The organism is Pseudomonas imrae (assembly GCF_046352735.2).
Classification (GTDB): Bacteria; Pseudomonadota; Gammaproteobacteria; order Pseudomonadales; family Pseudomonadaceae; genus Aquipseudomonas; species Aquipseudomonas imrae.
In genome coordinates this window covers 3,395,583-3,418,082 of the sequence record NZ_CP110853.2, presented here as the reverse complement: position 1 = coordinate 3,418,082, position 22,500 = coordinate 3,395,583, and the positions used below count along the sequence as shown (strand labels likewise).

Genomic DNA, 22,500 nt, shown 5'->3' with positions numbered 1-22,500 from the left:
ACGCCCTCGATTACGCAGGGGTTTGTATCGTCCCATGAGTGGAACGATGTGGGCCGTATTCGCTATCTAGCGTCGTATTGGTATTGGATTTAAGGTGTATCCACATTGGAGGACCATCATGAAAAACATTATTGGTATCTACACCAGCCCACGCAGCCACTGGGTCGGCGACGGCTTTCCGGTTCGTACGCTGTTTTCCTACGACAGCATGGGCGAGTACATCAGCCCGTTCCTGTTGTTGGATCATGCCGGCCCCTACGACTTCACGCCCACCGAGCAACGCCGTGGCGTAGGGCAACACCCTCATCGTGGTTTTGAAACCGTGACCATTGTTTACGAGGGGGAGGTCGAGCACCGGGATTCCACCGGCGCAGGCGGCAAGATCGGCCCCGGCGACGTGCAATGGATGACCGCAGCAAAGGGTATTCTTCACGAGGAATTTCATTCCCAGGCCTTCGCTCGCAGCGGCGGCGCCATGGAAATGGTGCAATTGTGGGTCAACCTTCCGGCCAAGGACAAAATGGCTGCGCCTGGTTACCAGACGGTTCTTGATAGCCACATTCCGTCATTGCCGCTGGCCGACGGTGCCGGCAGCCTGCGCCTGATCGCCGGTGAGTTTGCCGGCCACACGGGGCCGGCGCGCACCTTTACGCCGATCGATGTGTGGGATGTGCGGCTCAACAGCGCCAAGGCGGTTACCCTGGACCTGCACGCCGGACGCAATACCTTGCTGGTGGTATTGAAAGGCACTGTGCAAATCAACGGTGGTGAACTGGCGCGTGCCGGGCAGTTGGTGGTATTTGAACGCGATGGCGACCAGATCAGCCTGGAGTCCAATGCCGACGCCATGGTATTGCTGCTCAGCGGTGAACCGATCGACGAGCCTGTCGTCGGCCACGGCCCGTTTGTAATGAACACTGAGCAGGAAATCCACCAGGCATTTGCCGACTTCCAGTCCGGCCAATTCGGGCAGATGCAACCTCAAGTGTGAGGCGCTATACCCTCCAGCGGCGTTTCGTGCGATCTTCGCACGCATCGCCCTGGAGTCGCCTGGATGCCCTCATTTATCTCCGATCACCCGATGATCTGTGCGTTGGCATTGATCCTCCTGGATATTGTCGTCTGGCGCCTGATTTCCGCCGATTACAGCAACTGGAAACTGGCGGCGCGGCTGCTGATCTTCGCGGTATTCAGCCTGGCACTGTTCAGTGACGGCATGAGCCCGATGCAGGCCGCGCCCTGGCCTGACAATGTGCCGTTGCACCTGGCGGCGACAGCCCTGCAGATCGGTTGGTGGTTGTTTGCCGCGCGCACGCTCACGGTGTTATTGGGCGCGCTGATGATGCAGCGGGTTGGCCATACCGGGCGGCTGCTGCAAGACCTGATGGGCGCAGTGATTTTCCTGATCGCAATCATCGCCGCCATGGCGTATGTACTGGAGCTGCCGGTCAAAGGTGTGCTGGCAACCTCCGGAGCGGTGGCGATCATCGTCGGCCTGGCGTTGCAAAGTACCTTGAGCGACGTGTTTTCCGGGATCGTGCTCAACACCACCAAGCCTTATCAACTTGATGACTGGATCTCCATCGATGGCACCGAAGGGCGGGTCACGGACATCGACTGGCGGGCCACGCGGCTGCAGACTTCCCAAGGCAGCATGGCGGTGATTCCCAACTCGTTGGCGGCCAAGGCCAAGATCATCAACTTCTCGCGCCCGGCCGATATGTTCGGCCTGGCCGTGAGCGTGCAAGTCAGCCCCCATGCCCGGCCGCAAACGGTCATGGAAGCGCTGGAGCGCGCCATGCAGGGTTGTCGATCACTGCTGGCCAAGCCCGCGCCGAGTGTCGCTTTCAAGACGTCCACCAGCGGCGGCGTGGAATATGAAATCAGCGGTTTCGTACCGGCCATGAGCCTCAAGCGCGAGGTGCGCAATCAGCTTTACGACCTGGCTTACCGGCATTTGCATGCGGCGGGCGTGAGCTTGTTGTCCAGTGCCGAAAGTGCTGGCTTGCCGAGCACTTCGCCGGCACGGGCGCTGTTGGAAAGTTCGACAATATTCTCCACCTTGCGCCAGGATGAGAAGGAAACCTTCAGCCAGAACATGGCCCAGCAAACCTTCCGTGCCGGTGACATGATCCTGCCGGCCGGGGAGGTCAGCGATCACTTGTTCATCATCGAGTCCGGGGTCGTTTCCGTGATGCTGACCAAGGCCGGGCACAAGTTCGAAGCCGGGCGCATGGGGCCGGGGGAAGTGATCGGCGAGGCCGGGATTCTCGAAGAGCAGGGCGTGCCGGCAGACTTCGTTGCCAAGACCTACTGCACCCTCTATCGCATCGAGCAGCAATACCTCAAGCCGTGCCTGGAGGCGCGTCATGACATCGGTGAAGCGATGAAAAACCTGCTGGATTTCCGCCTGCACGCCGCACAGAACCTGACTCAGGATTCACCAGTGGTGCCGGTGAGAAAAGGCTTTTTGCAATGGTTGCGCAGCCGCACTTGAGCCGCGTTGCATTGGCTACCTGTTCTTCGCGCCAATTGGCTATTTGTGCCCGGCAGTGGGGTGATTAAGCTGCTCACCAATCCCCACTGTCCTGGAGCAACGCCATGTCCCCGCGCATTGATTTCTACACCGCTTCCCCCGACGCCATGAAAGCCATGCTGGCCCTTGAAGCCGCCGTCGGCAAACTCTCTATCGAATTGCCCCTGCTGGAATTGGTACGCCTGCGGGTATCGCAGATCAATGGCTGTGCGTTTTGCCTGGACATGCACACCGCCGATGCACGCAAGGGCGGCGAAACCGAGCGCCGCCTGTACACCGTCTCGGCATGGCGCGAAACGCCATTCTTCACCCCGCGTGAACGTGCCGCACTGGCTTGGGCCGAAAGCCTGACACTGCTCAGCCAGACTCACGCAAGTGATGAGGACTACGCTTTGCTCAGTGCCGAATTCAGCCCGGCCGAGCAAGTCGACCTGAGTGTGGCCATTGCCACGATCAACAGCTGGAATCGCCTGGCGGTGGGTTTTCGCAAGATGCCCAAGTAATTCGTTGTACGAGCCCGAGCGCCTTCGCATCTCTGGGTATCAGAAGTTGACCGAAGCACTCAACCGCGCGGTCAACGGCGCACCCTGGAACAGGTAGTCATCACCCATGTATTCGCCCGCGTCACGCCAGTAACGCTTGTCGAACAGGTTGTCGATGCTCAGGCGAAACACCGTCTCATAGCCGTCAATGCGGGTGCTGTAGCGACTGCCGACGTTGACCACGGCGTAATCCGCGACTTCAACCTGCCCGGTGCGATTGGCGTTTTTGCTGGCGCTGTATTGCACCCCGCCCAGCAGCGACAAACCATCGACCCAGGGCAGGGCATAGTCGGCATACAGACTGGCCCGCAGTTTCGGCACGTTGATCGCTTGATGCCCTTCGTATTCGGCCGTGCCGCTGCCACTGACCCGCGCACGAATCGCCGCAACGCTGGCAGCGATCTGCAAGCGTGAAGTGGCCCAGCCGTTGGCGGACAATTCCAGGCCGGTGTTTTTCTGCTCGCCTTGCTGCACGTAGGTGAAGTCACCGGCGCTGTCCGGCTTGGCATATTGGTAGGCCTGGCGCGTCTGGAATACGGCAGCGGCAAAGCTGATGCGGTGCCAGTCGTATTTCACCCCGGCTTCGATCTGGCGAGAGACGGTAGGGGAGAGGACCTGATCGGCATTCAACGCAAACCAGGGAGCTTCGCCCCCCAGGGACAGGCCTTTGCTGTAGCTGGTGTACAGCGAGAGGTTTGCCATCGGTTTGTAGATCAATGCAGCGTTAGGCAGGAACATGTACTGCTGGGTATGCCGGGCCTGGTTGCCATTGTGGTCGAAGGCTTTTTCATCCAGGCGCACTTCGCGCCCGCCCAGTACCGTCTGCCACTGTTCATTGAAGCTGATGCGGTCGGTGACAAACAGCCCGTATTGGCGGCTATCGAGGCGCCGATGGCGCTCGTTCAACGGTTTATCGGTCGGCGGGAAACTTTCCGGGTCCTGGCCGATATGGCCGGTGCCGATCCACTCGTTGACCGATTTGCGCTTGTCGACCACCCGGCGAAACGCGCTGCTGCCAAACGTCAGCTCATGGCTCAGGCCGGCCGTGGTGAAGAGTCCGGTCATCGCGGCCTGGATTTCGTCATTGCGTCGGGTGTCGTCGGGGCTGCGGTAGTCATAGATGTCGTATTCGCCTTCCGGGCTGAAGTAGTTCGGCACCTTGGCCGCCGCACAACTGCTGGAGCCGTAGCAACCCCAGGCGAAGGAGCTGTAGTCATCGATCACCACCTTGCTGCGGGCCGCGCTGACGCTGCCTTTCCACTGGTCGCTGAAGCGATACTCGAACTTGCCGTTGAGGTTCAGCGAGTCGATACCCACCTGTTTCGACCCGGTCTGGTGGCCGAGCAGTTTTTTTGGCGACGCGTCGTGGGGTACTTCAGTGCCGCCGAGCAACTGGTATCCCGGCACTGATCGCTGTTGTTTGTTCTGGTACTCGGCATCCAGTTGCAGCACCGCGTCGGGGCTGATGTTCCAGTCGAACGCCAGGGACAGGAAATCCCGCTGGCCATTGGCGTGCTCGACATAGGAGTTGAGGTCTTCATGGGCGACGTTGGCGCGCAAACCGAATTGCTGCTCACTGCCGAACCAGCCGCCGACATCGGTGGCGATGTAGCCGCTGCCGCGATCATCGCTGGACACCGTCACCGAGCGCACGTCTTCCGGGCGCTTGGTCACATAGTTGATCACGCCGCTGGGCTCGGAAATCCCGCTTTGCAGGCCCGCCAGGCCTTTGAGCAGTTCCACTCGCTGTTTGTTTTCCAGGGCGACGTTCTGTTCGCCGGTAATGGTGCGCCCGTTGATCTTGTAGCTGCTGGCGGCATCCAGGGAAAAGCCGCGCACCACGAAGTTTTCGTAGTAACCGATCGGCGCGTAGCTTTCTCCCACCGATGCGTCGTTGCGCAGTACTTCGCTGAGCAGGCGCGCTTGCTGGTCCTTGATCAGCGATTCGTTGATCACGGTGATCGAGGACGGGGTATCGAGCAATGGCGCTTCACTGAAACCGCCCACCGAGGCGCTGTCGTTCTGGTAGCCGGAGGTGTCCTGGCCCTGGATTTTCAGGCTGGGCAGCTCCAGTTCGGCGGCCAGGCTGCTGTTCATGCCACCGCCCAACAGCAAGCCGAGGGTGAGCAGATCGAAGGCAAAACGCGAGGTAACGGCAGGACGAGAACGCAAAACCATGGGAAAAGGCCTGAGAGCGCAGAGCGAAGGGCGCCTAAGCTAGGCAGAACGGCGGTTTTTTACAAGTTCTCGGAAGATCATTTATCTGCGCACCTGACGCTGAGACACCCCGTCTCAGCTCCATGCCAATTGTTAAACCCCTCGACGGACGTGGCTTGCACCTGCGATAGAGAAGGCTTTCCCAACCGTAAAGGAGTTCGCCATGAGTATCGTTGGAAAAGTCGCGCTGGTGACTGGCGCCGGGCAGGGCATTGGCCGGGCGATTGCCCTGCGCCTGGCCCGGGACGGCGCCGATATCGCCCTGGTGGATATCAACCGCGACAAGATCGAGGCGGTAGCCGCTGAAGTGCTCGCGCTGGGTCGCCAGGCTTCAACCTTTGTCGCCGATGTCTCGCGCCTGGAGCAGGTTATGGCGGCGGTGGAGCATGCTCATCAGACCCTTGGGGGGTTCGACATCATCGTCAACAACGCCGGCGTGGCGCAGATCGATGCGTTGCTGGATGTCACGCCAGAACAGGTTGAGCGCACGTTGCGGATCAACGTGGAAGGCACGCTCTGGGGCATCCAGGCGGCCGGCAAAAAATTCAAGGCGCTCAAGCAGCGCGGCAAGATCATCAACGCCTGTTCGATTGCCGGTCATGAGGGTTTTGCGCTGTTGGGGGTGTACTCGGCCACCAAGTTTGCGGTGCGCGCCTTGACCCAGGCAGCGGCCAAGGAGCTGGCAAGCGCTGGGGTCACGGTCAATGCCTATTGCCCGGGTGTGGTGGGCACCGATATGTGGGTGGAGATCGACCAGCGCATGGCTGAAATCACCGGTGCCGAAGTCGGGGCCACGTACAAAAAGTATGTGGACGGGATTGCCCTGGGCCGCGCCGAAACGCCGGAGGACGTGGCGGGGCTGGTGTCGTACCTGGCGGGTCCGGATTCGGACTATATGACTGGGCAGGCGCCGTTGATTGATGGTGGGATTCTCTATCGCTGAACCTGGTGGGCTGACAGCCGAGCCGATTTTTTGCGAGCGTGCCCCCCTGCTCCTACAAAAAATCGGCTCTCCCAACCACGCAAGCTCAGTGTTTACCCGGCATCTCAATCCCCAACTGATTAACCCGCCTGTACAACGTCGCCCGTGAAATCCCCAGCGCCTGGGCTGTTGGTACCGGCTTCCAGCGGTGCCGGATCAACGCATCCAGCACCAATTGCCGCTGCGGGCTGACGCTGTCCTGCACCGGCGCATCCAGCGACTCACCGCGAATCTCCACCGGCAGATCCGCTACCTGGATCGTGGCCCCGTCACATACCGCGCAAGCGTAAGCCAACACGTGGTGCAGTTGTCGCACGTTGCCCGGCCAGGCGTAGCCGAGTAGCAACTCCAGGGCCGCGGCGCCGATGCCTATCGATATGCCACTGCCGCGGGCCTGCTGTGCCAGCAGTTGGTTGAGCAGCGCCAGCTTGTCCGTGCGTTCACGCAACGGCGGCAGGCAGAACCGTGCGCAGCCCAGGCGAAAGTACAGGTCTTCGCGAAAGGTCCCGGCGCTGACCAGGGTCGCCAGGTCGCGGTGGCTGGCGCAGATCACCTGGATATCCACCGCGCGGGTTTTCGCCGCGCCCAATGGCGCCACTTCACCTTCGGCCATCACCCGCAACAAACGGGTTTGCAAGGCCAGGGGCATATCGCCGATTTCATCGAGAAACAGCGTGCCGCCGTCGGCCTGCAATAGCAGGCCGGTCACGCCTTTGCTGGAAGCGCCGGTAAACGCGCCGGCGACGTAGCCGAACAGCTCGCTCTCGATCAGGTTTTCCGGTATCGCCGCGCAGTTCACCGCAACAAACGGTCCGTCCCGGCGTGTGCTGTGGGCGTGCAACTGGCGGGCGAACACCTCCTTGCCGGCGCCGGTTTCCCCTTGTACCAATACGGGCAGGTTGCGGTCCTTGACTCGCACGGCCAGGCGCAGGTGCTCTTCCATGCGCGGGTCGATCCGGCTATCGGTCCCGGTCGAGGCGCGCGCCGGTTTGCGTCGTGGCGCGCTGATCCGCACCTGCATCGGGCCCGGCTCGCCGAGCCACTGCAGTTGCTGGGTGGATTGATCGGTCACCCGGCGCAGGGCATCCAGGTCGAACACTTCTCCGATATGTTTGGGTATCCGCCCCAAGCGTCGGCGCAAGGCCTGGCGCGCTTTGCTGTTAAGGGCTTGCAGGCGGCCGTCATGGTCCCAGGCCAGCAGCAGGTCGGGCTGGCTGTCGACATAACCCGGCGTGCTATGGGCCTGTAGCAGCCAATGCTGGCGGGCGCTGTGCATGAAAAATGCGTTCTCGATGGCTTGCGCGCTCTGCACGACCATTTGCCTGACCAGATGCTGGCTGCGTCGCTCATCCGGTGACTTGAGGGCCGAGGCGTCCAGTACTCCCAGCAGGTTGCCCTGGGGATCGAAAATCGGTGCGGCAGAGCAGGTCAGGCCGATAAACGCGGCACGAAAGTGATCGCGCTTGTGGACGGTCACCGGTGCCTTGCTGGTCAGCACCGTGGCGACGCCGCAGGTGCCTTCCTCGGCTTCCGACCAGCAGGTACCGAGATACAGGCCGGCCTTGCGGCAGTCGCTGCGAATGGCTGCATCTACCCGATGATCAATGGTCTGGCCCTGGGCGTCGGTGAGCATCATGCAGTAGTCGGCATGGCGCACCCGATTGTAGATCTGCCCGACCTCTTCACTGGCAATGCGCATGAACAACTCGGCGCGCTCGCGGCATTCCTTGAGCAGTGGTTCGGTAAGGATACGCGGGCCTTGCAGGGAGCCGGGGTCGAGGTGGTGCTGCTCCATGGAGCGCCGCCACGAATCGAAGATCAGCGTGGGCACCGGGACCTGGGGCAGGCGGTCGGCATTGCGTACCACGCGACTGACGCAGTCGACATGGTCCTTGGAGTTCACGGCGAGCATTGAAGCCTCCGGTTCTCGATCTTTGTTGTTATGCCCGTCATTAAGCGCGTAACGCGGGCGGTGGACAAGCGTCGGACGACCACAGGCCTGATGTGAGACGCAGCGTCTCACCGCACATGAGACCGGTCGGGCGGGGTGCAACGCCGCGTCTCATTCTGCGGGCATCGACCGCACCGCCACAACAGCGTGGCACTGCTCTGGATCAAGGCTTTACCAGGTTTTTTCGAGGATTGGCACAAGCTGTGCTGAAGGGCTATGAGCTGGCCTGATCCAGCCTTTTGTGTGTCGAGACAACCTGGAGAACAACAAGATGTCCACTCACCTTCGCACCGATCAACTGCTGCATGCCTACACCGTAATGCGCACCATCCGTGATTTTGAAGAGCGCCTGCACGTGGAGTTCGCCACCGGCGAAATTCCCGGTTTCGTCCACCTGTACGCAGGTCAGGAAGCCAGTGCCGCCGGGGTCATGGCCCACCTCAATGATGAAGACTGCATTGCCTCCAACCACCGTGGCCACGGCCATTGCATCGCCAAGGGGGTGGACGTGTTCGGCATGATGGCCGAGATCTACGGCAAAAAAACCGGGGTCTGCGGCGGCAAGGGCGGTTCCATGCACATCGCTGACCAGGAGAAGGGCATGCTCGGCGCCAATGGCATCGTCGGGGCCGGTGCGCCGTTGGCGGCCGGCGCGGCACTGGCGTCCAAGCTCAAGGGCAGCCGAGGCGTGGCGGTAGCGTTTTTCGGCGATGGCGGTTCCAACGAAGGCGCGGTATTCGAGGCGATGAACCTGGCCTCGATCATGAATCTGCCGTGCCTGTTCGTCGCCGAAAACAACGGCTATGCCGAGGCCACCGCGTCGGGCTGGTCGGTGGCCTGCAAAGACATCGCCGACCGTGCCGTAGGCTTCGGCATGCCGGGTGTGATCGTCGACGGCAATGATTTTTTCGCCGTACACGAAGCCCTGGGCGTGGCGGTCGAACGCGCGCGCAGTGGCCAGGGGCCGACGCTGGTGGAGGTCAAGCTGAGCCGCTTCTACGGTCACTTCGAGGGCGATGCGCAAACCTATCGCGGCCCGGATGAAGTCAAGAACCTGCGTGAAACCCACGATTGCCTGAGCCTGTTTCGCCAGCGTTGCACTACCGAAGGCTGGCTGGATGCCGGCCAGTTCACGCAGATCGACACCGAGGTCGCGCAACTGATCGACGACGCCGTGCGCCTGGCCAAGTCCGACCCCAAGCCCCAGGCCGTCGATCTGCTCAGTGATGTCTACGTCGCTTATCGCTAACTGCCACCCACTACAAAAACAATCCGTGGAGAAGTCATCATGGCTAGAAAAATCAGCTACCAGCAGGCAATCAACGAAGCCTTGGCCCAGGAAATGCGCCGTGACCAGAGCGTGTTCATCATCGGCCAGGATGTGTCCGGCGGCACCGGTGCGCCCGGTGAACAGGATGCCTGGGGCGGCGTGCTGGGCGTGACCAAAGGCCTGTACCCGCAGTTTCCCGAGCGCGTGCTGGATGCGCCGCTTTCGGAAGTCGGCTATGTCGGCATGGCTGTGGGTGCCGCCACCCGCGGTATGCGCCCGGTGTGTGAATTGATGTTCGTCGATTTTATTGGCTGCTGTCTCGACCAGTTGCTCAACCAGGCCGCGAAGTTTCGCTACATGTTCGGCGGCAAGACCACCACGCCACTGGTGGTGCGCGCCATGTACGGTGCCGGCCTGCGCGCCGCCGCCCAGCACTCGCAAATGCTTACCTCGATGTGGACGCACATCCCCGGCCTCAAAGTGGTGTGCCCGGCCACGCCCTATGACGCCAAAGGCATGTTGATCCAGGCGATTCGCGATAATGACCCGGTGATTTTCCTTGAGCACAAAATGCTCTACAGCCTGCAAGGCGAAGTGCCCGAAGAGCTGTACACCGTGCCCTTCGGCGAGGCGAACTTTATGCGCGAAGGCAACGACGTGACGCTGGTGACCTACGGCCGCATGGTCCACGTGGCAATGGAAGCCGCGGCCAACCTGGCGCGCCAGGGCATTGACTGCGAAGTACTGGACCTGCGCACCACCAGCCCGCTGGACGAGGACAGCATCCTCGAAAGCGTGGAAAAAACCGGGCGCCTGGTGGTGATCGACGAGTCCAACCCACGCTGTTCGATTGCTACCGATATCAGCGCGCTGGTCGCGCAACGAGCGTTCGCCTCCTTGCGCGCGCCAATCGAAATGGTCACCGCACCTCATACGCCGGTACCGTTCTCCGACGCGTTGGAAGACCTGTACATCCCGAATGCCGCCAAGGTGGAAGCGGCAGTGTTGAAGATCGCCGACAAGAGGAGCGCCGCATGAGCCAGATCCACACGCTGACCATGCCCAAGTGGGGCCTGTCGATGACCGAGGGCCGGGTCGATGTCTGGCTCAAGCAGGAAGGTGATCGGGTAGAGAAGGGCGAGGAGGTGCTGGACGTCGAGACCGACAAGATTTCCAGCAGCGTCGAGGCGCCGTTCAGCGGTGTGTTGCGCCGGGTGTTGGCCAGGACCGATGAAACCCTGCCGGTGGGTGCGCTGCTGGCGGTTGTGGTGGAAGGCGAGGCCAGCGAGGCGCAAATCGATGCGGTGATCGAGGGCTTTCAGGCAGGGTTCGTGTCGAATGCGGCCGAGGCTGAGGCGTCTGGCCCCAGTGCGCAGAAAGTCGAGGTGGGCGGGCGCCTGCTGCGTTATCTCGACCTGGGCGCGGCCAATACGCCGCTGGTGCTGGTTCACGGCTTTGGTGGCGACCTCAACAACTGGTTGTTCAACCATCCTGCCCTGGCGGCCGATCGACGGGTGATTGCCCTGGACCTGCCGGGACATGGCGAGTCGGGCAAGCACTTGCAAACGGGCGATGCCGAGGAGCTGAGCCAGGCGGTGCTGTCCTTGCTCGATCACCTGGACATTGCACGGGTGCATTTGGCGGGGCATTCGATGGGCGGCCTGGTGTGCCTCGACATTGCTCGCCAGTTCCCTGAACGCGTAGCGTCCTTGACGCTGATCGCCAGTGCCGGGCTGGGCAGCGAGATCAACGGCGACTACCTGCAAGGCTTTACCGAGGCCAACAACCGCAACGCCCTCAAACCCCAGTTAGTGCAGTTGTTCAGCGACCCGGCACTGGTCAACCGGCAGATGCTTGAAGACATGCTCAAATTCAAGCGGCTCGAAGGTGTGGATCAAGCCTTGCGCCAGATCATTGGGCAGTTGTTCAGCGGTAGCCAGCAGTTGACCGAATTGCGTGATGTGGTCGGCCAACAGCCGAGCCTGGTGATCTGGGGCAGTGACGACGCAATCATCCCCGCGAGCCATGCCCGAGGGTTGCAGGCCCTGGTCGAGATACTGCCGGGGCAGGGGCATATGGTGCAGTTGGAGGCGGCGGAGCGGGTTAACCAACTCATGGCAACCTTCCTCAACTCCCAGCCCTGATCGAGATCAAATGTGGGAGCAGGCAAGCCAGCTCCCACACTTTTTACCGTGCCCACTTCCACCGGAAGTGCATTTCAACTGGAGCGCTTGAGGGTTTCGCTGGGCAGCTCTTTGAAGAGCGCCCGATAGCTATTGGAGAACCGCCCCAGGTGCCAGAACGACCAATTCATCGCCACTTCGGCCACAGTGCTGGCGGTGGCGCTGAGCAGGTCGCGGCGTGCGCCATTCAAGCGCCGCAATCGCAACCACTGCGCCGGGCTCATCCCGGTGTAGGTCTTGAAACCTTGCTGCAACTGGCGCAATGGCACGCCGGCAATCTGTGCAAGCTCCAACAGGTTAACGATGTCGTCCGGCGCATCTGCCGCCCATTCGCCAATGCGCGCCATCAGTCGGCGCTCTTCGCCGCGTCGCTGTAGCGAACTGTGGTCCAGGCACACACAAGCGTTGTCGAGGATGAACAGGCAGTCGTCCAGTAGTTGTTGGGTAAGGACATCGCGACTAAGCGGGTCGGTCAACGCCGACAAGCGCGTCAAGGTCCCGCTGAGCCAGCGAGTGAACAGGGCGTTCTGCTGGCATGTCAGCGGCGCCATGAACAGACCTTCAAGCTTTGCCATATCCAGGCCATGACGCTGCACGAACTGCGGCCCGAACACCACCGCTACTTCACGGTAGTCTACGGGGGTGATCCAGGTATTGCGGCTTTCGCCATTGAGCAGATACAGCGCGTTGTCGCTACCGTCGAAACAGAACGCCAGCGAACCGGGGGGCGCGTTGAAGTGCTGTTCTACGCGGGTGTTCATGCACTCTTCGTAGACTTCGACGCCTTGCAGGTCGAGGTAGCGGATCTGCCCGGCAAAATGCCCGGGGGACATCTGCTGGTAGTGCTGCACCCAGCCGGGCGTGGCGCTGCATTGGGCGGTGACATCGCCAGTGGTAAAGGCTTGTACATGCAAGGATGTTGATTGTGTCATGGGTAACCTGGGCGCACTCTATTGGTGCGTTATGGTTCGCGCAAAGTGGATAGATGCCGTCGCGCGGCTGGCCCAAGATAGCCCTCAATGTGCGGCGAGGGAAGTCTGCCGGCATCATCCTATCCATGACGAGGTTCTTATGAACGCCCCTTTCGATCAGCTGTCTGCCTGGCTGAAAGAACACAAGATTACCGAAGTCGAATGCGTGATCAGCGACCTGACTGGCATCGCACGCGGCAAGATTGCACCCACCAACAAGTTCCTGCATGAGCGAGGCATGCGCCTGCCTGAGAGTGTGTTGCTGCAAACGGTAACCGGGGATTTTGTCGACGACGATATCTACTACGCCTTGCTGGACCCCGCCGATATCGACATGGTGTGCCGCCCCGCAGCCAACGCCACGTATGTCGTGCCATGGGCCATCGAACCCACCGCGATAGTGATTCACGACACCTTCGACAAGCAGGGCAATCCTGTGGAACTGTCGCCTCGCAATGTGTTGAAGAAGGTCTTGCAGCTGTATCGTGACCAGGGCTGGCAGCCGATTGTCGCCCCGGAAATGGAGTTCTATCTGACCCAGCGCTGCGAAGACCCTGACTTGCCACTGAAAACTCCATTGGGCCGTTCCGGTCGTGCCGAAAGTGGCCGCCAGTCGTTTTCCATCGATGCCGCCAACGAATTCGATCCCCTGTTCGAAGACGTCTACGACTGGTGCGAAGCCCAGGGCCTGGACCTCGATACGCTGATCCACGAAGACGGTCCGGCCCAGATGGAAATCAACTTCCGCCACGGCGACGCTCTCGACCTGGCGGACCAGATCACGGTGTTCAAACGCACCCTGCGCGAGGCGGCGCTCAAGCATAATGTCGCGGCAACTTTCATGGCCAAGCCGGTGGCCGACGAGCCTGGCAGTGCCATGCACCTGCACCAGAGCGTGGTGGATATGGTTACCGGCAAGCCTGTGTTTGTCGACGCCGAAGGTAAGATGAGCGAGTTGTTCCTGCACCATATCGGCGGCTTGCAAAAGTACATTCCCAAGCTGCTGCCGATGTTCGCGCCCAACGTCAATTCGTTCCGCCGCTTCCTGCCGGATACCTCGGCACCGGTCAATGTCGAGTGGGGTGAAGAGAACCGTACCGTCGGCCTGCGCGTCCCGACTTCCAGCCCGGACGCCATGCGCGTGGAAAACCGCCTGCCGGGAGCCGATGCCAACCCGTACCTGGCCATCGCCGCGAGCCTGTTGTGCGGCTACCTGGGGATGATCGAACGCATCGAACCGAGCGCCCCGGTGGAAGGCCGTGCTTACGAACGCCGCAACCTGCGCCTGCCGATCACCATCGAAGACGCGCTGGCGCGGATGGAGGAGTGCGCGACCGTCAAGCACTACCTGGGCGACAAGTTTGTGCGTGGCTACGTCGCAGTCAAACGGGCCGAACATGAAAACTTCAAGCGAGTGATCAGTTCCTGGGAACGTGAGTTCCTGTTGCTGAGTGTCTGAGCGTTCACACTAAAAAAACACAAGAGGTGTCGATATGCGTCTAGTCAAACAACTGCTCCCACTGGCCCTGGCCGCGCTGTTCAGCAGCGCCAGCCAGGCCGCGCCAAAGGTCAGTGTCTACAACTGGACCGACTACATCGGCGAGACCACGCTGGCCGACTTCCAGGCCAAGACCGGGATCAAGGTGGTCTACGATGTGTTCGACTCCAACGAAACCCTTGAAGGCAAACTGCTGGCGGGCCGTACCGGGTATGACGTGGTGGTGCCCTCCAACCATTTTCTGGGGCGCCAGGTAACGGCCGGTGCGTTTATGAAACTGGACCGCGCGCAGTTGCCCAATTATTCGAACCTGGACCCGAAATTGCTCAAGCTGCTGGAGCAAAACGACCCCGGCAACGTGCACTCGGTGCCCTACCTGTGGGGCACCAACGGCATCGGCTATAACGTCGACAAGATCAAGCAGGTGCTGGGTGTCGATCATATCGATTCGTGGGCGATGTTGTTCGAGCCGCAGAACCTGAAAAAACTCCACGCCTGTGGCGTAGCGTTTCTCGATTCGGCAGACGAGGCCTTCCCGGCGATACTCAACTACATGGGCATGGACCCGCGCAGCGAAACGGCGGCCGATTACAAGAAGGCTGAAGCCAAGCTGTTGACGTTGCGTCCGTACATCACCTACTTCCATTCCTCCAAGTACATTTCCGACCTGGCCAACGGCAATATCTGCGTGGCGTTCGGTTATTCAGGGGATGTATTCCAGGCCGCCAACCGCGCCCGGGAAGCCGGAAACGGGGTCAATATCGCCTACTCGATTCCCAAGGAAGGCAGCAACCTGTGGTTTGACCTGTTGGCGATTCCGGCAGACGCCTCCAACCCGAAAGAGGCTCATGCCTTTATCAACTACCTGCTGGAACCCGAAGTGATCGCCAAGATCAGCACCTACGTCGGCTACGCCAACCCGAACCCGGCAGCGAAAACCTTCATGGCGCCGGAACTGGTGAACAATCCCGAGGTGTACCCGCCCCAGCAAGTGCTCGACAAACTCTATATATCAACCACGCCAAGCCCGCCCATCATGCGTGTGATGACCCGTGCGTGGAGCAAAGTGAAGTCCAACCAATGAATCAGTCCACAGACCACGCGCGTTCTTATTACCTGGCCTCGGCCAATGCCATGCCCCAAAGACCGGCCTTGCACGCCGACCTGAGTGCCGATGTGTGCGTCGTCGGCGGTGGTTTTACCGGGGTCAACACCGCTATCGAGCTGGCCCAGCGTGGCCTTTCGGTCATCCTGCTGGAAGCCCGGCGCATTGGCTGGGGTGCCAGCGGACGCAATGGCGGGCAGTTGATTCGCGGGATCGGTCACGATGTCTCGGGTTTTACCCGCTATGTGGGCGAGGAGGGGGTGCGCTACCTGCAGCGAGCGGGGATCGAGTCGGTGGCCCTGGTAGGCGAGCGTATCGGCGAGCATGCGATTGACTGCGATTTGCGCTGGGGATTTTGCGAGCTGGCCAATACCCCGGCGCAGTTCGCAGCCTTCAGCGGTGAGTTGGAGAGCTTGGCCGCGTTGGGTTATGCCCAAGAAACCCGCCTTGTAGCACCGCAGGACATGGCCCAGGTAGTGGGCTCCGGGATGTACGCCGGCGGTCTGGTAGACATGGGCTCCGGGCATCTGCATCCGCTGAATCTGGTTTTGGGCGAGGCCCATGTCGCGGAACTCCTTGGCGTGCGAATTTTCGAAAGTAGCCCGGTGTTGGAGTTGGTCCATGGCGATACCGTCCAGGTGCGCTGCGCGTTTGGCAGCGTGCGCGCTGCCAGCCTGGTCTTGGCCTGCAATGCGCATCTTGAAGAACTGGAGCCGCGCTTGAGCGGCAAGGTGCTGCCGGCCGGCAGTTACATCATCGCAACCGAGCCGCTGTCGGCCGAGATGGCCAACCAGTTGATCCCGCAAAACCTGGCGTTGTGTGACCAAAAAGTCGGGCTGGACTACTACCGGCTTTCGGCGGACCGGCGGTTATTGTTCGGCGGGGCCTGCCATTATTCAGGGCGTGACCCACAAGATATCGCCGCGTATATGCGACCGAAGATGCTCAAGGTGTTCCCGCAACTGGCCAATACCGCCATCGAGTTCCAATGGGGCGGCAAGATCGGTATCACCGCCAATCGCTTTCCCCAGGTGGGGCGACTCAGCCAGCACCCCAACGTGTTCTATGCCCAGGGTTATTCGGGGCATGGCCTGAATGTGACTCATTGGTGCGCCCGGTTGCTGGCCGAAGGCATTTATGCCGGGCACAGCCAGGGACTGGATATCTTCAGCCAGGTGCCACACATGACGTTTCCCGGCGGCAAGGCCTTGCGTTCACCGCTGCTGGCGTTGGGGATGCTGTGGTATCGGTTGCGGGAAATGTTGCATTGAGTGCTAGTTTCCCACGCTGCTGTCAGCCTGTATGGGAGCGCGCGCAGCTTTGTCCTACAGTGCTGACCTGGCGGCCGCTCTAAGTTTGACGGATTTCTCACTCTCGAACGAGGCGAACGAATGGTCAGCATACCGATCAATCAACTGGGCAAAGTGACGACGGCGGCGCCCCCTCTTGAGCGTCTAGGCAGTGCGCTTTCCAAGGCGTTGCTGCGCACTGGCAATTGCTTCAAGCAGTTTTTCGTCACCCGCAAAGCCACGTCGCCCGCCGACACTTCGTCGGCCTTCAGCCCTCGACTGAGTGGCTCCAGACTCGACCAGGCCAGACAAGAGGTGAACCACATCTCGACGCGCGGCAAGCATCTGGCTGAGGCGGCAAGGCTTATCGCCAGGTCTGGCGGCCACTCCTCCATTACCGGCGAGCAGATCAGAGCGGCGCTCAATGCGAACAATAGCTTGCACACTGCGTGGACCAAAGGCGACGTCAGAGCCCCCCGGGGAAATGAAGTCGAGCAAGGGCGCCGGGCCATGGAACAAGACATTGGCCGCTTCACCGATACTCTGGCGAATCGAGCACTGGGTGATTTACACAAAGCGTTGCAAGTTAAAGAACCGGGAAAAAATGCTGCGCAAATAGCCTTGCTCAGTGAGGTCAGTACATTGTTGTTGAAGGCCGCTGAACGACCGCGCTAAGTGCGGGGCCGCCAACGATTATCCGTATCGGATCGTCACGCCTGCCCATGCGCAAGCCTTGAGGTAGCCGCGGCGGTTGTTGTGTTTATCGGTCCAGTGCCCGCTCCAGATCCTGCTGACAATGGCGCCGATCTGTATGGCGGCGAGGGTCGCGGATACAAGGCTGATGGAGAGATGGCTAAAATCATGGAAAAAAACTGCCGCGTAGGTGAGGATCGCAAACTGCGGAGCGCAGAGCAGACCGATGGCCAATACCATCCGCCAGACTCGTGAGTCCTTCAGCGGGCTCTGGACGCAAGTCGGGCTGGCCTTTGCGCCCGGCCTATCGGGCAAGTCAGGCTCGTAGAGCCAACGCCAGGCAAGCAGGCCTGCCACTGCGTACAACAACGCGCAGGCACTGAACACTTCGACAAAACCGTAGTGGTGGGCCAGATAGGGCAATAGCAGCGCGCCCAACGCATAACCGCCCGGAACCGCCGTTTGCCGGATGCTCATGGCCAGCCCCCGTTCGCCTTCCTTGAACCAAGCCATGATGGCTCGCCCGCTGGCACCGTTGACAGCGCTACCCAGCAGCCCCACGACAAATAATCCCGCGGCCAGTACGACCCGCGTGGGGGCATATTGCGCTAGCGCGGCCAGCACCAGCAGCGCGATCCCTGAGCTGAGCAAGCCGCTGAGCAATACCGGCCGATCCCCCCAGCGGTCTTTCACCAGCTCCAGTCTCAGCGGCCTTTCGGCGGCTACCGAAGCAGGGCTGGGCTACACGATCAGGACATCCCTGGGAATCCAGTCGGGGACGGCGCTTCTGGGCGCAGAAGAGCGCGGGTTGCCGGTCCTGCCTGGCATCGCCCTGACGCTGCATCGGCGTGAGGCCACTGCGGACGTATTGACCGAGCGGCTGTCGTGCATCGTGATCCAGGCCATCCGTGACCAAATCGTTTATTGACGGTGCGTTACTCACAGATAGGAGGAAGCAATTGTCTGGCTTAATAGGAAGCATTACTATTCACGTCCCGCCTGCCCAGTACACGCCTCATGACGCCCCAGCCGCCTCGCAGACCAGGATTTTTCGAGCATTACGAAGAGTTGATCGGGACCTGGACGCGCCGTTTCAAAAACCGCCAGCAGGCCGAGGACCTGGCCCATGACACCTTTGTGCGGGTGCTTGAGTGCAAATCGCCGCAAGTCGAGCAACCCCGTGCCTATTTGCATCAGACCGCACGTAATATTGCGGTCGATGCCTATCGCCGCGAGGATCGCCGTAGCGCGATGACGCTGGGGGCTTTTGATTCGGGTCCACCTTGCGGTAGCGACCCTGAGCACTTTATGCACGCGATTCAGTTGGCGGACTCTATCGAGCGCGCGTTGGCCGAGTTACCGCTCAATTGCCGCAAGATTTTCATCTGGCAAAAGATCGAAGGCCTGACTCAACAGGAAATCGCCGAGCGCCTGGGGCTTTCTAAAAACATGGTGGAAAAGTATATGATCCGCACCCTGCGGCATCTGCGCGAGCGCCTGGACGCGTTGGCCCCATGACCTATGCCCGTTTTGAGACAGGACCTTGCATGATGGATACCGGTGAGTGTGCCTGCGGCCGCGTAGTGGTGCGTGACGAGGCGGCGCAGTGGTTCGTGCGTTTGCAGGACAGCCCGTTGAGCGTCGAAGAGCGCCGTCGTTTTGAAGCATGGTGTGCAGAGCATCCCGAGCATCAGTACGAGTTTGATGTGCTGCAAGGGGTATGGAGTACCGTGGATCTGCTGCCCAGGAATCGTTTGCACGCACTGTGTGATACCCCCGTGGCGCAGCCTCGACGGCGGGCGGTGTTGCGTTATGCGCTGGCGGCCAGCGTGTTGGCGGTCGCTGTGGGGCTGGGATTGTTCAGCGGCCTGAATTCGCCGGAGGCCTACGATGCCGAGTTCAGCACCGCTTTGGGGGAGCGCCGGCAGATTGCTCTGCCGGATGGTTCGCTGATCGAGATGAATGGGCGCAGCGTGGTCGCAGTGCAGTTCGAAAAAGGCCAACGTGGCGTCGTGCTCAAACAGGGAGAGGCGATGTTCAGTGTCGAGCACGACGCCAGCCGACCGTTTGTGGTCAAGGCCGGGGCAGGGCAGGTGATGGTCACCGGCACACGTTTCGACGTACGCCGCGATGACGACCAGACGCGGGTCGTGGTCGAGGCAGGAACTGTCAGGGTGCAAGGCCATGCCGTCAACCAGGTTGCCACGCTGACGGCGGGTCTTGGCACCTCGATCAACGGCCAAGGCCAGGTCGCGGCCGCCTATCCGGTCAACCCGGAGGAGTTCACCGCTTGGCGCACCGGCAAACTGGTATTCAACAACGCGACCCTCGGTGAAGTGGCGCGGGAGGTCTCGCGCTATCGCGAACAACCGTTGCGGGTCAGCACGACGGCGAGCGACCTGCGCCTGAGCAGCGTATTCAAATCCAGCGATACCGATGCGTTGCTCAAGGCCTTGCCGCACATTCTGCCGGTATCCCTGCGGACACTACCCGACGGCAGTCAGGAAATAATTTCACGCTGAGTTCAGGTTTTTCCGCAGTTCTTCGTCTTCTTGTCCAACTGCAACTGGTTTGCATTAACAGCCGTACTCTCTTGCAATCACAGGACTAGGCTCGACGTGAAAAAACTCGCCGTGAAAAACAATAAATCATCCCGTTGGGCCCCGCTGGCCCTTGCCTTGGCAGTCAGCTCCGCAATGCCCGGGGCCTACGCTGCAGAGGTCATTCATATTCAGGCCCAGCCCTTGGGCGCCGCGTTGAGCCAGTTGGGCCAGCAAACCTCGTTGCAGGTGTTCTTCAGCCCCGACATGGTAGCCGGCAAGCAAGCCCCGGCAGTCGACGGCAATTTGTCGCCGGAGCAAGCCCTGCGCCAATTGTTGCAAGGCAGCGGCCTGGATTATCAGATTGATTCGGGTTCGGTGACCCTGCGTCCACTGTCCAGCGGTACCGGTGAAACCGGCTCGCCGCTGGAGCTTGAGGCGACTGATATCAAGGTGGTCGGCGACTGGCTGGGCGATGCCAATGCCGAGGTGGTACAGAACCATCCCGGCGCGCGGACGGTGATCCGTCGCGAAGCCATGGTGGAGCAGGGCGCAATGAATGTGGGTGATGTACTGCGGCGCGTTCCCGGCGTGCAGGTGCAAGAGGCCAACGGCACCGGTGGCAGTGATATTTCCCTCAACGTCGGTGTTCGTGGCCTGACGTCGCGCCTGTCGCCACGCTCCACAGTGTTGATCGACGGCGTACCGGCAGCCTTCGCGCCCTACGGCCAGCCACAGCTGTCGATGGCGCCGATTTCTGCCGGCAACCTGGACAGTATCGACGTGGTACGTGGTGCCGGTTCCGTGCGCTATGGACCGCAGAACGTCGGTGGCGTGATCAACTTCGTGACCCGTGCGATCCCCGAAACGTTTTCCGGTGAAGTCGGCACCACCCTGCAAACCTCCGCCCATGGCGGTTGGAAACATATCGACAATGCCTTTATCGGCGGCACCGCAGACAACGGCATCGGTGCCGCGTTGTTGTATTCCGGGGTCAATGGCAACGGTTACCGCAACAGCAACAACGGCAATGATATCGACGACGTGATTCTCAAGACTCACTGGGCACCGACCGATCAAGACGACTTCTCGCTGAACTTCCATTATTACGACGCGAGTGCCGACATGCCGGGCGGCCTGACTCAGGCACAGTTCGACGCCAACCCGTATCAATCGGTGCGTGACTGGGACAACTTCAGTGGTCGCCGCAAGGATGTGTCCTTCAAGTACATCCGTCAGATCGATGACCGTACCCAGGCAGAAGTGCTGACCTATTACTCCGACAGTTTCCGTGGGAGCAATATCGCCAACCGCAACCTGAAGGCGGTCAACGCCTATCCGCGTACCTACACCACCTTCGGCATTGAGCCACGGGTGTCCCATGTCTTCGACCTGGGCCCGACCACCCAGGAGGCCAGTATTGGTTATCGCTACCTGAAAGAAAGCATGCACGAGCAGGCCTCCAGCCTGGCGTTGGTCAACAACCAGCCCACGCCGTCCGGCCAGAACGACGGTCATGTGTATCAGGACCGTACCGGCGGCACCGAGGCCAATGCGGTTTACATCGACGACAAAATCGATGTGGGCAAGTGGACCATCACCCCCGGTATTCGTTTTGAAAGCATTCGCACTGAATGGCATGAACACCCGGTCGTGGGGTTGAACGGCACGCGGGTCCAGGAGAAACGTCGCCAGATCAAGAGCCACGAGCCACTGCCTGCCTTGAGTGTGATGTACCACGTTTCGGATGCGTGGAAACTGTTTGCCAACTACGAAACGTCCTTCGGCAGCTTGCAGTATTTCCAGCTGGGCCAGGGTGGTAGTGGCGACCAGACGGCGAATGGCCTGCAACCGGAAAAAGCCAAGACTTATGAAGTCGGGACCCGCTACAACGACAATGTCTGGGGCGGTGAAGTCACGCTGTTCTACATCGACTTCTCCGATGAACTGCAGTACGTCAGCAACGATGTTGGCTGGACCAATCTGGGCGCCACCAAGCACAGCGGTATCGAAGCGTCGGCCCATTACGACCTGTCCAACCTGGACCCGCGCCTGGATGGCCTGACCGCCAACGCGGGTTTTACCTATACCAAGGCCACTTCGGAAGGTGATGTGGCATTTAAGGGGCGCGACCTGCCGCTGTATTCCCGCCAAGTAGCGACCCTGGGGTTGCGCTATGACGTCAACCACTGGACGCATAACCTGGATGTCTACGCCCAGTCCGGCCAGCGTGCGCCCGGTACGGGCAGCACCTATATCACCCAGCCGACCGACGACGGCCAGTACGGTGACATCCCGGGCTACGTATCGGTCAACGTGCGCAGTGGTTATGACTTTGGCGCACAGTTGTCAAACCTCAAATTGGGGGTCGGGGTGAAAAACGTCTTCGACCAGCAGCACTACACCCGTTCCAGCGATAACAATGCGGGGATTTACCTGGGAGAGCCTCGTACGTTCTTTGTGCAGGCGAGTGTGGGGTTCTGACGACTAAATCAGGCGGCTCCTACCCAGATAAAACTGTTTGGGAGTAAGCCTGATTCCTGTGTACGTATGTTGAGGGGATAGGGCTGACGCTATTGCTTGTCAGAAAAGCCAACGCAAAGGGGGCTTTTCTTACGGCAGCCCGGATAAGTCAGGAACTATTTCTGCTTGTTTGCCACACATGGCATACCAGCTCGCTCGATGGAGCTAGTGGAAGTCTTTCACAAACCGAATCAGGGCTT

General features: G+C 60.6%; 18 protein-coding genes. 14 read left to right on the top strand and 4 right to left on the bottom strand.

Annotation, left to right across the window (positions count from 1 at the left end; genetic code table 11):
• The first annotated feature begins 118 nt into the window (after nt 1–118).
• The 3 genes from OQ460_RS15215 (at nt 119) to OQ460_RS15205 (ending at nt 3,039) form a co-directional block, all read left to right on the top strand.
• On the top strand, nt 119–991 hold the full coding sequence (locus OQ460_RS15215) for a pirin family protein (RefSeq protein ID WP_410018269.1): 873 nt from the start codon (nt 119–121) through the stop codon (nt 989–991).
• A 63-nt stretch (nt 992–1,054) separates the two neighbouring features.
• On the top strand, nt 1,055–2,497 hold the full coding sequence (locus OQ460_RS15210) for a mechanosensitive ion channel domain-containing protein (protein ID WP_410018268.1): 1,443 nt from the start codon (nt 1,055–1,057) through the stop codon (nt 2,495–2,497).
• Nucleotides 2,498–2,601: 104 nt separating this feature from the next.
• Nucleotides 2,602–3,039, top strand: a complete 438-nt coding sequence (locus tag OQ460_RS15205) for a carboxymuconolactone decarboxylase family protein (RefSeq protein WP_410018267.1) — start codon at nt 2,602–2,604, stop codon at nt 3,037–3,039.
• Between the two features lie 39 nt (nt 3,040–3,078).
• Here OQ460_RS15205 and OQ460_RS15200 read toward each other — a convergent pair whose 3' ends face one another.
• Nucleotides 3,079–5,256 carry a TonB-dependent siderophore receptor gene (locus OQ460_RS15200; protein WP_410018266.1) on the bottom strand — a complete coding sequence of 726 codons (2,178 nt, stop codon included), beginning with the start codon at nt 5,254–5,256 and terminating at the stop codon, nt 3,079–3,081.
• A 202-nt stretch (nt 5,257–5,458) separates the two neighbouring features.
• Here OQ460_RS15200 and OQ460_RS15195 point away from each other — a divergent pair, with 202 nt between their 5' ends.
• Complete coding sequence (locus OQ460_RS15195; protein ID WP_410018265.1) at nt 5,459–6,238, top strand: acetoin reductase; 780 nt, start codon at nt 5,459–5,461, stop codon at nt 6,236–6,238.
• An 85-nt stretch (nt 6,239–6,323) separates the two neighbouring features.
• On the opposite strand, the gene OQ460_RS15190 is transcribed toward OQ460_RS15195, so the two are convergent.
• Nucleotides 6,324–8,189, bottom strand: a complete 1,866-nt coding sequence (locus OQ460_RS15190; RefSeq protein WP_410018264.1) for a sigma-54-dependent Fis family transcriptional regulator — start codon at nt 8,187–8,189, stop codon at nt 6,324–6,326.
• A gap of 310 nt (nt 8,190–8,499) precedes the next feature.
• Here OQ460_RS15190 and OQ460_RS15185 point away from each other — a divergent pair, with 310 nt between their 5' ends.
• From OQ460_RS15185 to OQ460_RS15175, 3 genes are read left to right on the top strand one after another with little or no spacing between them, the layout of a single operon-like run.
• A complete protein-coding gene (locus OQ460_RS15185; RefSeq protein ID WP_410018263.1) occupies nt 8,500–9,477 on the top strand; it encodes a thiamine pyrophosphate-dependent dehydrogenase E1 component subunit alpha in 978 nt (325 codons plus the stop codon).
• A gap of 39 nt (nt 9,478–9,516) precedes the next feature.
• Nucleotides 9,517–10,536: an alpha-ketoacid dehydrogenase subunit beta gene (locus OQ460_RS15180; protein WP_410018262.1), complete on the top strand. Its 1,020-nt coding sequence runs from the start codon at nt 9,517–9,519 to the stop codon at nt 10,534–10,536.
• On the top strand, nt 10,533–11,642 hold the full coding sequence (locus OQ460_RS15175; RefSeq protein WP_410018261.1) for an acetoin dehydrogenase dihydrolipoyllysine-residue acetyltransferase subunit: 1,110 nt from the start codon (nt 10,533–10,535) through the stop codon (nt 11,640–11,642). The genes OQ460_RS15180 and OQ460_RS15175 overlap by 4 nt, the downstream gene beginning before the upstream one ends.
• Before the next feature lie 74 nt (nt 11,643–11,716).
• Here the strand turns inward: OQ460_RS15175 and OQ460_RS15170 are convergent, their stop codons facing one another.
• Complete coding sequence (locus OQ460_RS15170) at nt 11,717–12,613, bottom strand: helix-turn-helix domain-containing protein (RefSeq protein WP_410018260.1); 897 nt, start codon at nt 12,611–12,613, stop codon at nt 11,717–11,719.
• Between the two features lie 139 nt (nt 12,614–12,752).
• Between OQ460_RS15170 and OQ460_RS15165 the strand changes: the two genes are divergently transcribed.
• The 4 genes from OQ460_RS15165 (at nt 12,753) to OQ460_RS15150 (ending at nt 17,219) form a co-directional block, all read left to right on the top strand.
• Nucleotides 12,753–14,111: a glutamine synthetase family protein gene (locus tag OQ460_RS15165; RefSeq protein WP_410018259.1), complete on the top strand. Its 1,359-nt coding sequence runs from the start codon at nt 12,753–12,755 to the stop codon at nt 14,109–14,111.
• 34 nt (nt 14,112–14,145) lie between these two features.
• Complete coding sequence (locus tag OQ460_RS15160; protein WP_410018258.1) at nt 14,146–15,234, top strand: polyamine ABC transporter substrate-binding protein; 1,089 nt, start codon at nt 14,146–14,148, stop codon at nt 15,232–15,234.
• Nucleotides 15,231–16,526 carry an NAD(P)/FAD-dependent oxidoreductase gene (locus tag OQ460_RS15155; RefSeq protein ID WP_410018257.1) on the top strand — a complete coding sequence of 432 codons (1,296 nt, stop codon included), beginning with the start codon at nt 15,231–15,233 and terminating at the stop codon, nt 16,524–16,526. Before OQ460_RS15160 ends, OQ460_RS15155 begins: the two co-directional genes overlap by 4 nt.
• Nucleotides 16,527–16,646: 120 nt before the next feature.
• Nucleotides 16,647–17,219, top strand: coding sequence for a hypothetical protein (locus OQ460_RS15150; protein ID WP_410018256.1), 573 nt, complete (start codon nt 16,647–16,649; stop codon nt 17,217–17,219).
• A gap of 18 nt (nt 17,220–17,237) precedes the next feature.
• On the opposite strand, the gene OQ460_RS15145 is transcribed toward OQ460_RS15150, so the two are convergent.
• Nucleotides 17,238–17,930: an MFS transporter gene (locus OQ460_RS15145; protein WP_410018255.1), complete on the bottom strand. Its 693-nt coding sequence runs from the start codon at nt 17,928–17,930 to the stop codon at nt 17,238–17,240.
• 324 nt (nt 17,931–18,254) lie between these two features.
• Between OQ460_RS15145 and OQ460_RS15140 the strand changes: the two genes are divergently transcribed.
• From OQ460_RS15140 to OQ460_RS15130, 3 genes are all read left to right on the top strand, one after another.
• Complete coding sequence (locus OQ460_RS15140; RefSeq protein ID WP_410018254.1) at nt 18,255–18,755, top strand: sigma-70 family RNA polymerase sigma factor; 501 nt, start codon at nt 18,255–18,257, stop codon at nt 18,753–18,755.
• Between the two features lie 32 nt (nt 18,756–18,787).
• Nucleotides 18,788–19,759, top strand: a complete 972-nt coding sequence (locus OQ460_RS15135) for a FecR family protein (RefSeq protein ID WP_410022019.1) — start codon at nt 18,788–18,790, stop codon at nt 19,757–19,759.
• Between the two features lie 96 nt (nt 19,760–19,855).
• Nucleotides 19,856–22,261 carry a TonB-dependent siderophore receptor gene (locus OQ460_RS15130; RefSeq protein ID WP_410018253.1) on the top strand — a complete coding sequence of 802 codons (2,406 nt, stop codon included), beginning with the start codon at nt 19,856–19,858 and terminating at the stop codon, nt 22,259–22,261.
• Nucleotides 22,262–22,500: the final 239 nt, after the last annotated feature.